The sequence below is a fragment of the Aeromonas salmonicida subsp. salmonicida genome, from assembly GCF_001643305.1.
In the GTDB taxonomy this organism is placed as follows: domain Bacteria; phylum Pseudomonadota; class Gammaproteobacteria; order Enterobacterales; family Aeromonadaceae; genus Aeromonas; species Aeromonas salmonicida.
The window spans coordinates 60,632-73,280 of record NZ_LSGW01000069.1 but is presented as its reverse complement, the minus strand read 5'-3'; the positions used below and the strand labels follow the sequence as shown (position 1 = coordinate 73,280).

Sequence of the window (12,649 nt, the reverse complement as noted above, 5' to 3'; positions counted from 1 at the left end):
ACAGCAGCAAGGATGTGAAAAATGACGCTAAAACAGAAAATTCTGTTGTTGGGAGCCGTCCCCGTGCTCCTGATGGCTCTGGTAGTCAACCTCAGCAATTACATGATCTCCAAGAGCGATCTTGAAGCCGATCTGATCGTTGCGCGTGAGAATGCGATCAAGGAGCGGAAGGCACTGCTCAGCAGCTATCTGATGCTCGCCAAGACGGCTGTCGACACTGTCTACAACCAGCCAGATACCCCGGAAGTGCGCAAGCAGGTAGCCGAAATATTGCGGCCGCTGCGCTACAGCAGCGATGGCTATTTCTTCGTTTACGACTTTCAGGGCAATACCGTCTTGTTGCCGACCCGTCCCGAGATGGAGGGCAAGAACCGTTGGCAGGACAAGGATGCCAAGGGCAAGCTGCTGATCCAGGAGATCGTCAAAGCCGCCCGTCAGGGAGATGGTTTCTCCGAATACTGGACCGCCAAGCCTTCTATCGGGCGGGATGCGCCCAAGCTCTCCTTCAACCTGGTGCTCGACAAATATGAGTGGATTATCGGCACCGGCTTTTATATCGACGACATCGACAACGAGCTGGCGGCGCTGCGCACCGAGCGCGAGAACAACATGCACGACTCCCTGCAGAGCAGTGTATTGCTCATTCTGGTGATACTGGGCATCACCCTGGTGGCGACAGTGGTGATAGGCAACCGGGTTACCCGACCGCTGGCAGATGCCGTTCAGGCACTTAATGACATCGCAGACGATGAGGGGGATTTGACCCAGCGCCTCAAGGTGCAGAGCAATGATGAAATTGGCCAGCTGGCCACGGCGTTCAACCGCTTCGTCGAGCGGATCCAGTCGGTGGTGAGCCAGGTGGGGGAAACCAGCAATCATCTGTTCAGTGCCGTGGAGAAGTTGCACAGTTTGAGCGAACACTATGATCATCAGATGCAGGGCCACAGCAGAGAGACGGATCAGGTGGTCACCGCAGTGACCGAGATGAGCTCCACCGCACAGGAAGTGGCGGCCAGTGCCTCCAACGCGGCGACGGCCACCAGTGACGCGGCACGGGAGTCCGATGCTGCCCGTGGCGTGGTGGGCACCGCCATCAACAGCATCAACCGGCTGGTGGGGGAGGTGCATACCGCCTCCGGGGTCATCGAGCAGCTGGCCCATGAAACCGGCAAGATTGGTTCTGTAGTGGAGGTCATTCGCGGCATTGCAGAGCAGACCAACCTGCTGGCGCTCAACGCCGCCATCGAAGCAGCCCGGGCCGGTGAGCAGGGGCGCGGCTTTGCGGTCGTTGCAGACGAGGTGCGCTCCCTGGCGGGCCGAACCCAGCAGAGCACCAAGGAGATCAACGAGATGCTTCAACGGCTGCAAAGCGGCGTCAAACAGGCGGTAGACTTGATGCAGGCCAGCGAGGAGCGCAGCCAGGAGACGGTACAGGAGGCAAGCCATATCGCCACCTCCCTCGACAGCATGGTGATGGCGGTCAGCACCATCAACGACATGAATATCCAGATTGCCACCGCCGCCGAGGAGCAGCATGCGGTGTCGGAGGAGATCAACAAGAACCTGGTGGCCATCCAGCAGATCGTCAGCGAGCTGACCGATGCGGCTGTGGAGTCCAACAGCACCACCCGCGACCTGGCCAGCACGGGTGACAAATTGCGTAAACTCGTCTCCCAATTCCGTTATTGATCGCATTTTTGCCGTCTGGATGTCATTTCCAGACGGCAAATTTGGGGATCGGCAGAGAATGTGGGAAAATTGCCGCCATCCGTTCCTTTCGTTAACCCGTACCCTATGAATGAGATCGTGAAAGGCAGTATCGATTTGATCCGTCAGCTCAACTATGGCCTGGTCTACGCCAGCCTGGAGGAGCACAAGGAGCTGTCCCGTACCGATCTGTCCCGTTTGACCGGCCTCTCTCCGGCCAGCATCACCAAGATCACCCGTGAACGGCTCGATGGCGGTCTGGTGGTGACCTGTGGTGAAAGCTCGGTGGGGCGTGGTCGCCGTCAGACCCTGCTGCGCATCAACGAACGCCGCTTCCAGTTTCTCTCCATGCGCCTCGGCCGTGGCTATGTGGACATGGCCCTGTTCGATCTGGCCGGTCGCTCTCTCGCCCGTCATCGTCATACTTTCAGCGAAGCGGAACGTGCCGATCTGCTGGCCAGTCTGGTGCGAGCCATTGAGGGTTTCCTGCCAAAGAAGGCGTTGCGCCTTGCCTGTATCGCCCTCTGTCTGCCCGGGCAGGTGGAGCGTCACTCCGGCATGGTGAAACACTTCCCCTTCTATGATCTGCGCAACTGGCCACTTGGTCCGACCCTGCAACAGGCGTTCGCGGTACCCGTGCTGGTCAGTGGCGATGTGCGCACCTGGATCCAGGCTGAGCGTGAATGGGGCGCCGCCAAAAATTGTGCCGATGCTGTGCTGGTGTTCGTCCACAACGACATAGGTGTCGGCATGGTGGTCAACGGTCAGCTCATCGAGAGCGAGTCAGCCCTGCTCGGCGATCTCAGCCACCTGCAGCTCGAACCCTACGGCCAGCGCTGCTACTGCGGCGGCTTTGGTTGCGCCTGCACCCTGGTGACCAATCAGGCGCTGGAGGCACAATACCGGGATCTGCGCGAGCGCATGCAGGAGTATGATTTGCCGGAGAGTGTCACCATCCGCGAGTTGTGCGAGCTGGCGTTGGCGGGCAACAGCCTGTGTCAGGACATTCTCCATCAGGCGGCCGGTCGTCTCTCCCGGGTGCTCTCCAACCTCATCTGTCTGCTCAATCCGGGCAAGCTGCTGCTGGGGGGGGAAATAACCCGCGCCGATCGGCTGCTGTTCCCCATGCTGCACCAGTCTCTGGCCAGCCAGTTGCCGGCCGAATACCTGGTGCGGCTGCAGATCGAATCCACCCATTTCTACGAAGATCCCACCAAGCCCACCTCGGTACAGGTGCACAAGGCCCTGCGCGATGGCAGCCTGCTGCTCGACTTGTTGCGAGGCGACAAGGAGGCATGACGCTCGGGTTGCAAGGACGCTTCCTGCTCATGCTCTGTCTGGTCAGTCTGCTGCAACTGGTGTTGCTGAGCGGGGCCAGTTACTACTACGTTTCCGAGCAGCGCTACCAGGAGGTAGGCGATCAGGCCCTTGACGTGGCGCGGCTGGTGGCCCGTGAGCCCGGCGTCATTGCCGGGGTGAAGCGGGGGGACACAGCCCGGCTCAATGTGCTGGTTGAGCGGATCCGCGCCGAAGTCGGCGCCAGTTACATCGTTATCGGTGACAGCAAGGCGAGGCGGCTGGTGCACCCCAATGCGGATCGCATCGGCCAGCCCATGGTGGGGGACGATCCTGCCCGAGCCTTGCAAGGAGAAGCCTATATTTCCCGTGCCCAGGGGTCGCTCGGTGTCTCGGTGCGCGGCAAGGGGCCGATCCGCAACGAGATGGGACAGGTCATCGGCGTGGTGTCGGTCGGTTATCTGGTGCGCGACATAGACGCAGATCTACAGGATTTTCTGCGCTTTGGTCTGGCGATGACCCTGATTATCGTCTTGCTCAACAGCGCTGCTGCCGCCTGGCTGGCGCGGCGCTACAAGCGGGCGATTCTCGGGTTCGAACCCGAGCAGATCGGGCGCCTCTATGCCGAGCTGGATTGCACCCTGCGCACCGTACGCGAGGGGATCCTCACCATAGATGAGCAAGGCCGACTTACCTCCCTCAACCCGAACGGCATCCGGCTGCTGCGCCTCGATGAGCAGGCTGCCAGGGCGGCCATCGGCCAACCCGTCACCCAACTGTTGCCTGAAAGCCGCATGCTCTCCCTCATTCAGGATCCGCGCCCCCAGTATGACGAAGAGATAGTGCTCAATGGCCAGCAGCTCATCGTCAACCGGTTGCCGCTGGTGCGGGACGGCAAGCTGATCGGCGCCGTGTCGAGTTTTCGGCGCAAGGATGAGCTGGCCGAGCTCAGCGCCCAGCTCTCCCAGGTACAGGCATACAGTGACCTGTTGCGGGTACAGACCCACGAACACAACAACCAGCTCGGCACCATAGCCGGCATGATAGAACTGGGTGCTACCCAGGAGGCGCTCGCCTTCATCGGACGGGAAGCTGCTACCGAGCAAACCCTGCTCAGCTTCTTGATGGGGGCCATTGCCAAGCCCAAGGTGGCAGGGCTGTTGCTTGGCAAGTATCACAGGGCCCACGAGCTGGGGCTGGTGTTGGTGGTGGACCCAGATTCTCGTCTGCACGACATCCCTCTTCGTGTGAGCGGTTCCCAGCTGGTGACACTGCTGGGCAATCTCATCGACAATGCCTTCGAGGCGACCCGTCGCCACGGTGCGCCTTACCAGCCGATCCGGGTCTCGTTGAGCGATCTCGGCCAGGATCTCATCCTGGAGGTGGAGGACGGAGCCGGCGGCATAGATCCTGCCCTGGCAGACAGGTTGTTCGAGCGCGGGGTCAGCAGCAAGGTCGAGCCCGGTCACGGTATCGGCCTTGCTCTGGTGCGCAAGACGCTGGATGCCCTGCAGGGGACCATCACCATAGAAGCCACGACGCAGGGAAGTTGCGTCGTCTGTTACATTCCCAAGGAGGTGTGAGTGATCAAGATCCTGATCGTCGAAGATGATCCGGCCATCGCCGAGATCCACCGCCGCTTCGTTCAGCGGCTGGCGGGCTTCGAGGTGCTTGGGGTGACGCTCACCCTGTTCGATGCCAGAGAGCAGATTGGCATCCTCAAACCCGATCTGGTGTTGCTGGATGTGTGGTTGCCCGACGGAGAGGGTTTTGCCCTGCTGCGTGAACTGCGTCAGGCAGGGGCCTGTCTGGATGTCATCCTGCTCACTGCCGCGCGGGAGGCGGCGGCACTGCAAGAGGCGATGCGGCTCGGGGTGGTGGACTTCATTCTCAAACCCGTGGTGTTCGAACGATTGCGGGATACGCTTGATAACTATTGTCAGAGCCGCGCCGCGCTGGCTGACATCGATCAGCAGGCGGTGGATGCCCTGTTCGGTACTCCGCTGCAGCAGGTGGCGGCCGGCGGCCTGCCCAAAGGGATAGACGCGCTTACCCTGCAACGGGTATTGGCGGCGCTGACGGGGGTGGGAGCCAGTGCCGAGGAGATAGGTAACCGGGTGGGGGTGAGCCGCACCACGGCGCGCCGTTATCTGGAGTTTCTGGTGGGCCAGCAGCTGGCGAGCCCTGAGCTGGAATATGGCACCGTCGGGCGGCCGGAGCGCCGCTATCAGGCAATACAGAAGCGCCAACACTGACGCATCAGCATGTTACACCCATCTTTGATGTCATAAAAAGAGCGCCTTTGGGCGCTCTTTTACATTGCAAGCTCATGGTGATCAGGTCAGCTCCGAGTGCAGCGTTTCCACTGGCGCCCTGCGAGCCTGCCACCACTGCCAGATTGGCAACAGCAGCATCACCAGGGTGACCAGTGTGAAGCCGAGGGTGATGGGACGCTCCCACAGAAAACTCAGGGAGCCGTCGTTGATGACCAGGGCCCGGCGCAGGTTGTCCTCCAGCATACCACCCAGAATGAAGCCGAGCAGCATGGGAGCCATGGGGAAGTCCAGCAGGCGCAGCCCGATGGCGATCAGCGCCACCAGCGCCATCACATAGATGTCCATGGTGTTGAAAGAGACCAGGTAGACCCCGATCAGCGAGAACAGCAATACCATGGGAATGAGCACGGGACGCGGTACTTGCAGGATCTTTGCCAGATAGGGAATAAGCGGCAGGTTGAGGATCAGCAGTACCACGTTGCCCAGATACATGGAGATGATCACCGACCAGAAGACGTCTGGGTGCTCCATGAAGAGGCGAGGGCCCGGCTGAATGCCATAGGCGATGAGCGCCCCCAGCATCAGTGCCGTGGTGCCCGAGCCCGGGATCCCCAGAGTCAGCAGGGGCACGAAGGCACCACTGGAAGCCGCATTGTTGGCCGCTTCCGGCGCGGCTACGCCGGTCAGGCTGCCCTTGCCGAACTCCTCCTGCCTGCGCTTGCTGGCGAAGTTGCGCTCGGCACCATAGGCCATGAAGGAGGCGATGGTGGCACCGGCCCCCGGCAGCACGCCGATGAGAAAGCCCAGCACAGAGGAGCGCACTATGGGCGGCGCTATCTCTTTTACCTCGGTCTTGCTCAGCTTGAGGGAGCCGAGCTGCTGGATCTTGCTCACCTCCTCCTTGCTGGTGTCCTTGCCCGGGCGCAGCACCGTCATCAGGATCTCCGCCAGGGCGAAGGTGGCCATGGCCAGCAGCAGGAAGGAGAAGCCATCGCGCAAGTCCGGCAGGCCGAAGGTGAACCTGTCCACCCCAACGCTGCGATCGATGCCGACGGTGGAGAGCATGATGCCAAACAGCGCCATGATCAGCGCCTTGAGTACCTGTCCCTTGCCGGCGAAGGCGGCCACGGCGGAGAGTCCCAGTACCATGAGGGCGAAGTAGTCCGCCGACTGGAAGGAGAGGGACACCTTGGCGAGCAGCGGTGCCGCCACCATCAGGAAGATGGCCGACAGAGTGCCGCCGGTGAAGGAGGCGTAGGCCGCGATGGCCAGGGCCTTGCCGGCCTGGCCCTTGCAGGCCATGGGATAGCCGTCGATGGCGGTGATCATGCTGGCCGAGCAACCCGGTGTGTTGATCAGAATGGAGGAGGTGGATCCACCGAACATGGAGCCGTAGTAGACCCCGGCCATCAATATGATGCCGGAAGCCGGATCCAGCCCGTAGGTGATGGGGATCATCAGGGCGATGGCGGTGACCGGGCCCAGCCCCGGCAGCATGCCGATGAAGGTGCCGACGAAGCAGCCTACTATCACCATGAAGATGTTGATGGGCATCATGGCGGTGCCCAGGCCTTGCAAGATTCCGTCTAACATGTGATTTCCTTATCCCAGCAAGTAGGTGAACAGCCGACCCGGTTCGAGGTAGACGTTGAGCACCTTGGTCAACAGAGCCCAGAAAATGAGGGTGAGGGGCACACTCACCTTGCAGGCGAAGGAGAGGCTCCGCTCGCCCATCAAGCGGATCCCGCCGATGAGGAACAGGATGGTGGCGATGACAAAGCCGAGCCAGCCGAGGGCCACCCCATAGATCAGCATCAGCAGCAGCAAGGCAAATACCAGCCGCCAGTTACCGGCTTCCTTATGCAGTCTCTCTCCGCCAGGGAAACAGATCAGCAGCAGGGAGAGCAGGGCGCCGACGCCTGACAGGGCATAGGGCAAGGTGCTGGCGGTAAAGGGTTCATACTCGTCCCCGGGATAACCGGGGATCAGGGTGGCGTGATAGCCATAGGCGAGGGAGAGCAGCAAAAACAGCAGCCCCCCGAGCCGCTCCTTGGTCATGTGCATAACGGTGACTCCAATGGGCGGGCCTCGCCCGCCACTGAGGGATTATTTGATGAAGCCGAGCTCACGCATCAGGCTGCCGATTTGCTGCTCCTGGCTGTTGAGAAAGGCGGTGAATTCGGGACCAGACTGGTAGAGATTGGTCCAGCTGTTGCGGGCGCGGACCACTTCCCACTCCGGCTTGTCATACATCTGCTTGAGCAGGGCGGCAAACTCGGCGGATTTTTGCGCACTGACAGTGGGGGAGGCAAAGTAGCCACGCCAGTTGGCAAAGACAGTCGGATTGCCTTGCTCACTAAAGGTCGGGATCTGGCTGGCATCCGGCATCCGCTCGGGTGCCGTGACACCGAGGATCCGCATCTGGCCGGATTTGACCGCCTCCATTGCTTCGCCAAAACCGGTGGAGAGCACCTGTGTCTCTCCCGCCAGCACTGCCGCCATGGCGCTGCCGCCCGCATCATAGGCCACATAGCGCAGCTTGCTGGCATCTGCCCCTCCATTCTTGAAGGTCATGGCCGCCACCAGATGATCCAGGCTGCCACGGGCGGATCCGCCGGCTATCTTCACCTTGGCAGGGTTGGCTTCATAGGCCGCCAACAGTTGGGACCAATCCTGATATGGCGAGTCCAGCGGTACGGCCAGTGCCTGATAATCGGCAATAATGGCGGCGACCGGCGTGAGATCCCGGAAGGACTGCGGCAACTCCTTGGAGAGGGATTTGACGATGATGGGGGTGGAGTTGACCATCAGCGTCTTGTCGGACTGGGCCGAGGTCTCGATCAGGTGGGCGATGGCCTTGGCGCCACCACCGGCCGAGATGTTCTGATAGGAGGCGGTGGTGATGAGGCCGGACTTGGTCAGCGCCTCGCCGGTACCCCGGGCCGTGTTGTCCCAACCACCGCCGGCCCCGCCCGTGACCAGAAAGTGGATTTCATCTATTTTGGCCTGTACGCCGAGGCTGGCGCCAAGCAGGCAGCAGAGCAGGGTGCGCTTGAGGGTTCCTTGCAACATGATGTACTTCTTGTGATTGTTGCAAGGAGGTTAATTAATCGTGTCTGATTGGAGAATAATCTGACCGTAATGGCTATTAAGGCTGTTCTGGTCATTTTGTGCATTTTGGTCATGAGCAGACGCTTTGTTGTTTCAAGATGGCCTGATGTCGCGTTGGCAAGGAGCTGGAGGTAAAAAACATCAGGCTCACCGCGTAAAAAGTGGGGAGCCTGGTTCGTGCTGGCAGCGGCTTGGTCGCCGCTATGTTTTTGTCGCGGAGGAAACCTTGTCACCGATGGTCTCCTGCTGTTTGATGGTTTCAGTGGCCTGCTGTTTGAGCTGCAGCTGCTCCATCACCAGCTTGTAGGCGATGTAGTACTTGTAGATGTTGCCCACGTAGGTCACTGTTTCTGGCCCTATTTTCTCGGCCGCCACATACTCGACGTTATGAAACCAGATGTTGGGATCCAGTCCCCGTTTCTTGGCCTCTGTCCGCAGTCGTGCCACCCGTGCAGGGCCGGCATTGTAGGAAGCAAATGAAAACAAGGCCTTGTCGAGGGCCGTCATGGGCTCGTCGGCGTAGTAGTGATCGATCATCCAGCGCATGTATTTGACGCCTCCGTGGATGTTGGGTTCGAGCTGGCGAATGTCGCCTACCTTCAGACCTTTGCCGGTGGCGGGCATGATCTGCATGATGCCGATGGCACCGACTGGGCTGCGCGCCTTGTGGTTGAGTGCCGACTCCTGATAGCCCTGAGCCGCGATCAGCAGCCAGTCCACATCGAAACGATCGCCATACTGGCGAAACAGATCTACCAGCTGCAGGAATTTCTTGCGCTCAGTCTCGGCGGCAGCGCTCTTGACGAATTTGTTCTGCTTGAGGTAACGGGCCAGGATGTCCTCTCCTGTGGCCTTGCCCCGTTGGGCTGCTATCTGCTCGTTGAGCATGGCGAGCAACTTGGGACTCTCCTTGCGTACCGCCCAGGCGATGACCCCCCCTTCACGGAATGCGGGTTGTTCGTGGATCTGGATGGCGGGAAAAATCTTCTTCCAGAAACGAGCCTTGTGCTCATCCATGACGATGAAGGGCAGCAGGCCAGCATTGACCATCTCCACCAGATCCTCATCTTCCAGAGATTCCGGTGCCGGCTTGATGTCGATGAGCGGCTCTCCCGCGGCTTTGCGGGCCTGGTTATAGGCGATGAGGCTCTCGAAGTAACTTGAAGAGGGGCGCACATGGACAGTTTGGCCGCCGAGTTCGGCGACACTCTCCACCCTGGGTGAGTGAGGCCCCGAGATCAGCAGTTCCCGCACGTTTTCCAATAAGGGATTGGTAAACGCCACGCCCTGCTTTTTGCGCTGATCCGTGATGGTCAGGTTGGCTGCCGCTATGTCACCTTTGCCGTCGATCAGGGCTTGCAGCAGGGCCTCACGGGCAACCGGAATGAAGACGAACTGCAGCTTGAGGTGGCGCTTGATGGCCTTCTGTTTGCGCAGCTGATCGTTGAGCCGTTTTTCTACCTGCATGAAAGCGTCGTAGGTTACGCCCCGTTGGACCCCCTTGTTGATGAAGTAGCCGGTCTTGTTGTAGGTGGTGAGCACCCGGATGGTGCGTCGCGCCAGCATGTCATCGAGGTCACCCAACCGAGGGCGGGACAGTTCCTCTGCGCTAAATGCCAGGGACGCTGGTACTTCGTCGGGCGCTGCCGTCTGTTCAGCCGCCGTGGCTGGCGCCAGGCAGCACAGCATCCAGCCCAGAATGATCCATAACCTTTTCATGATGAGTACCTCACCCTTTTCATTGAGTGTAAGTGGCAGGCAAGGGGCTACTTAGCTCATTGAGTTTGGTGCAACGTGTCAGATAGCACCATTGGCTCTATTTTGTGGTGCCGCAGCCGTCTCGTTCGAGATAGTCAAGAATGCCTGTTGGGGCAGAGGTGTGATGCGGATGGCTGCAGGCACGAGATGTTGCGGTATCTGTCAGGGGACAGGGAATGGGGAAGCCGTGAAATTGAAATATAGAAGGGGAGCCATAACGGCTCCCCTTCTATTTGCAGCAAATCCGATGTGGCGTTAGAACCAGAAGCCGATGATGAAGGACCCCGCCAGGGTCAACATGACGTTGGCAACCGCATAGGTGCCCGCATAACCAAGCGCCGGAATGGAGCTGTTGGCCGCTTCGTTCACCACGTCCATGGCCGGGGCGCAGGTGCGGGCACCCGTGATGGCGCCCAGCAGCAGTGCCGGGTTCATCTTCAACACCCAGACCCCGAACAGATAGCCCACCAGTACCGGCAAGGTGGTCACCAGCATGCCGGAGAAGAGCACCACGGCACCGACCTGGCTCAGGTGATCCAGAATGCCGCCACCGGCTTTCAGACCCGTGCTCACCATGAAGACGGCAAGCCCCAGATCCTTGGCCAGACGCAATGCCCCGGGCGGCACATAGCCGACTGTGGGGTGGTTGGCGCGCAGGTAGCCCATCAGGATCCCTGCCAGCAGCAGGCCGACGGCGTTGCCCAGACCAAACTCGAGCTGGCCAAATACCAGGGAGACGGAGCCGATCAGCAGGCCCAGCACGAAGAAGGTCGTGAAGGCGACCAGATCCGTGGTCTGGCTGTGGATACTGATGAAGCCGATCTTGTTGGCCAGCAGCTTGACCCGCTGCTTCTCGCCGCTGATCTGCAGCACGTCACCCTTTTGCAGCATGATGTTGCGATCAAACGGCATCTCTATCTGGGAACGTACTACCCGGTTGAGGAAGCAGCCCTTCTCGGTGAGGTTGAGCTCCACCAGATGGCGCCCGACTACCCCATCGTTTTTCACCACTATCTCTTCGGTAACTATCTGAAGGTCCAGCAGGTTGCGGTCGAACACCTCTTTACCGTTACGGTAATTGACGTCGAGTTTCTCGTGGCTTTCCGGATAGCCTACCAGGGCGATCTCATCCCCCTCCTGGATGACGGCATCACCATCCGGGCTCGCCAGTATGCCGTTGCGGCGGATCCGCTCCACATAGCAGCCGGTATGGGGATAGATACCGGTTTCCCGCAGAGTACGACCACCAATCCAGGCTGCCAACTCGGGGCCGACCCGATAGGCACGGATGATGGGGAGGTAGGTTTTGCGGCTTTCGTTGTCCGACAGTCCACGTTCACGGGCGATCTTCTGCGCTTCTGTGCTCAAATCCAGCCTAGCCAGTGAAGGCAGGTAGCGCACCACCAGCATCAGGCCTACCAGGCCGACCAGATAGGTCAGCGCATAGCCAATGCCCATGTTGTCGAGCACGGACTGCATGTCTGTCTTGTGAGGCAGGTTGAGCAGGCCGCTGCGCAGGGCATCCTGCGCACCAACCAGGGCCGGGGTTGAGGTGAGCGAGCCCGCCAGGATCCCGGCGGCCATGCCTGGCCCTAGGTTGAAGAACTTGGCCAGCCCCACTGTCAGCAGCAACGCCGTCAGCAGGATCACCAGAGTGAGGGTGATGTAGTGAATGCCGTCCCGCAGGAAGACGCTGAAAAAGTGCGGCCCCGCCTCTATCCCCACGCAGAAAATGAACAGCATGAAGCCGACGTTCTCCGTGGTGGCGGTGAACTCGAAACCCATCTGGCCGAACAGCAGGGCGGTAAACAGCACGCCTATGGTGTTGCCAATCTGGAAATTGCCGAGCCTGACTTTGCCGAGCAACAGGCCGAAGGCCAGTACCACGAACAGCAGCAGGGAGTCGCTTTGATGTAACAGTGTCACGAAATCTATGGTCATGCCCGGAAAAACCGAGGAAAAAAGTGGGGCCGACATTGTGCCGGATCCCTTACCAATAAAGAAGCGCCAAAGGAGGATTAATCGGTAGCAAGCTGCCTGGTTGCCCCTTGGTTGAGGGAAAACACGGGGCAACCAGGAAGATCCGCTCTATTTCGCGCTGTCTGCCCCGCTGTCAATTAGTGATTCCTGCTATCTGTGATCCTTGTCCGCATGACCTGCTTGAAAATTTATTCCCTGCTGTTTGGGAGAGTCATTTCATAGTTTTTCAGCATATCTGACTGAAGAGCGGGGGTTGAGCCAGGAACCGGTTCAAGGGGCAGGTACGGATGCTGACCCAGTGTTCGCGGGATAGCGAAAAGATATCTGGAAAAGGCATCTGATGGCCGGAGTGTCGACCCATTTAGGGGGGCACTCAAAAACAGCAGAAAATGAGGTTGGGAAGAGAAATCGGAGCCGGTCGATGGCAATGGCCTGCCAAGCTAGGCAGTGACTGGGTTTGACTGACTTACCCACAGATTCTGTGGATAACCCTGTGTGTGAAACTTGGCGATCAGGCTGTA

Annotated in this window: 9 protein-coding genes; 4 read left to right on the top strand and 5 right to left on the bottom strand. The window is 59.8% G+C overall.

The genetic code is table 11. The annotated features are described in order from the left end of the window. The first annotated feature begins 21 nt into the window (after window positions 1-21). The 4 genes from AXW79_RS11900 to AXW79_RS11885 all read left to right on the top strand — a co-directional run bounded on the left by AXW79_RS11900 (window position 22) and on the right by AXW79_RS11885 (window position 5,258). Complete coding sequence (locus AXW79_RS11900; RefSeq protein WP_005310971.1) at window positions 22-1,689, top strand: methyl-accepting chemotaxis protein; 1,668 nt, start codon at window positions 22-24, stop codon at window positions 1,687-1,689. Window positions 1,690-1,794: 105 nt separating this feature from the next. Further along, window positions 1,795-3,006 (top strand): ROK family protein, encoded by a 1,212-nt coding sequence (locus AXW79_RS11895; protein ID WP_005310974.1) that lies wholly within the window; start codon window positions 1,795-1,797, stop codon window positions 3,004-3,006. After that, window positions 3,003-4,586 carry an ATP-binding protein gene (locus AXW79_RS11890; protein WP_005310976.1) on the top strand — a complete coding sequence of 528 codons (1,584 nt, stop codon included), beginning with the start codon at window positions 3,003-3,005 and terminating at the stop codon, window positions 4,584-4,586. Before AXW79_RS11895 ends, AXW79_RS11890 begins: the two co-directional genes overlap by 4 nt. After that, entirely contained in the window at window positions 4,587-5,258 is a 672-nt protein-coding gene (locus AXW79_RS11885; protein ID WP_005310978.1) for a response regulator, read from the top strand. It abuts the gene before it with no gap. Between the two features lie 81 nt (window positions 5,259-5,339). Here AXW79_RS11885 and AXW79_RS11880 read toward each other — a convergent pair whose 3' ends face one another. The 5 genes from AXW79_RS11880 to AXW79_RS11860 all read right to left on the bottom strand — a co-directional run bounded on the left by AXW79_RS11880 (window position 5,340) and on the right by AXW79_RS11860 (window position 12,089). Continuing rightward, window positions 5,340-6,872 (bottom strand): tripartite tricarboxylate transporter permease, encoded by a 1,533-nt coding sequence (locus AXW79_RS11880; protein ID WP_005310980.1) that lies wholly within the window; start codon window positions 6,870-6,872, stop codon window positions 5,340-5,342. A gap of 9 nt (window positions 6,873-6,881) precedes the next feature. Then, on the bottom strand, window positions 6,882-7,343 hold the full coding sequence (locus tag AXW79_RS11875) for a tripartite tricarboxylate transporter TctB family protein (RefSeq protein WP_005310981.1): 462 nt from the start codon (window positions 7,341-7,343) through the stop codon (window positions 6,882-6,884). 42 nt (window positions 7,344-7,385) lie between these two features. After that, window positions 7,386-8,351, bottom strand: coding sequence for a tripartite tricarboxylate transporter substrate binding protein (locus AXW79_RS11870; protein WP_005310983.1), 966 nt, complete (start codon window positions 8,349-8,351; stop codon window positions 7,386-7,388). 240 nt (window positions 8,352-8,591) lie between these two features. After that, window positions 8,592-10,109, bottom strand: coding sequence for an MltF family protein (locus tag AXW79_RS11865; RefSeq protein ID WP_017412734.1), 1,518 nt, complete (start codon window positions 10,107-10,109; stop codon window positions 8,592-8,594). Between the two features lie 294 nt (window positions 10,110-10,403). Further along, window positions 10,404-12,089 carry an aspartate:alanine antiporter gene (locus AXW79_RS11860; RefSeq protein WP_011898784.1) on the bottom strand — a complete coding sequence of 562 codons (1,686 nt, stop codon included), beginning with the start codon at window positions 12,087-12,089 and terminating at the stop codon, window positions 10,404-10,406. Window positions 12,090-12,649: the final 560 nt, after the last annotated feature.

Excerpts from the sequence above, each read along its gene's own strand:
- AXW79_RS11890 (WP_005310976.1), top strand. The coding sequence starts at position 3,003 with ATGACGCTCGGGTTGCAAGGACGCTTCCTGCTCATGCTCTGTCTGGTC.
- AXW79_RS11895 (WP_005310974.1), top strand. The coding sequence starts at position 1,795 with ATGAATGAGATCGTGAAAGGCAGTATCGATTTGATCCGTCAGCTCAAC.
- AXW79_RS11900 (WP_005310971.1), top strand. The coding sequence starts at position 22 with ATGACGCTAAAACAGAAAATTCTGTTGTTGGGAGCCGTCCCCGTGCTC.
- AXW79_RS11860 (WP_011898784.1), bottom strand. The coding sequence starts at position 12,089 with ATGACCATAGATTTCGTGACACTGTTACATCAAAGCGACTCCCTGCTG.
- AXW79_RS11880 (WP_005310980.1), bottom strand. The coding sequence starts at position 6,872 with ATGTTAGACGGAATCTTGCAAGGCCTGGGCACCGCCATGATGCCCATC.
- AXW79_RS11870 (WP_005310983.1), bottom strand. The coding sequence starts at position 8,351 with ATGTTGCAAGGAACCCTCAAGCGCACCCTGCTCTGCTGCCTGCTTGGC.
- AXW79_RS11875 (WP_005310981.1), bottom strand. The coding sequence starts at position 7,343 with ATGCACATGACCAAGGAGCGGCTCGGGGGGCTGCTGTTTTTGCTGCTC.
- AXW79_RS11865 (WP_017412734.1), bottom strand. The coding sequence starts at position 10,109 with ATGAAAAGGTTATGGATCATTCTGGGCTGGATGCTGTGCTGCCTGGCG.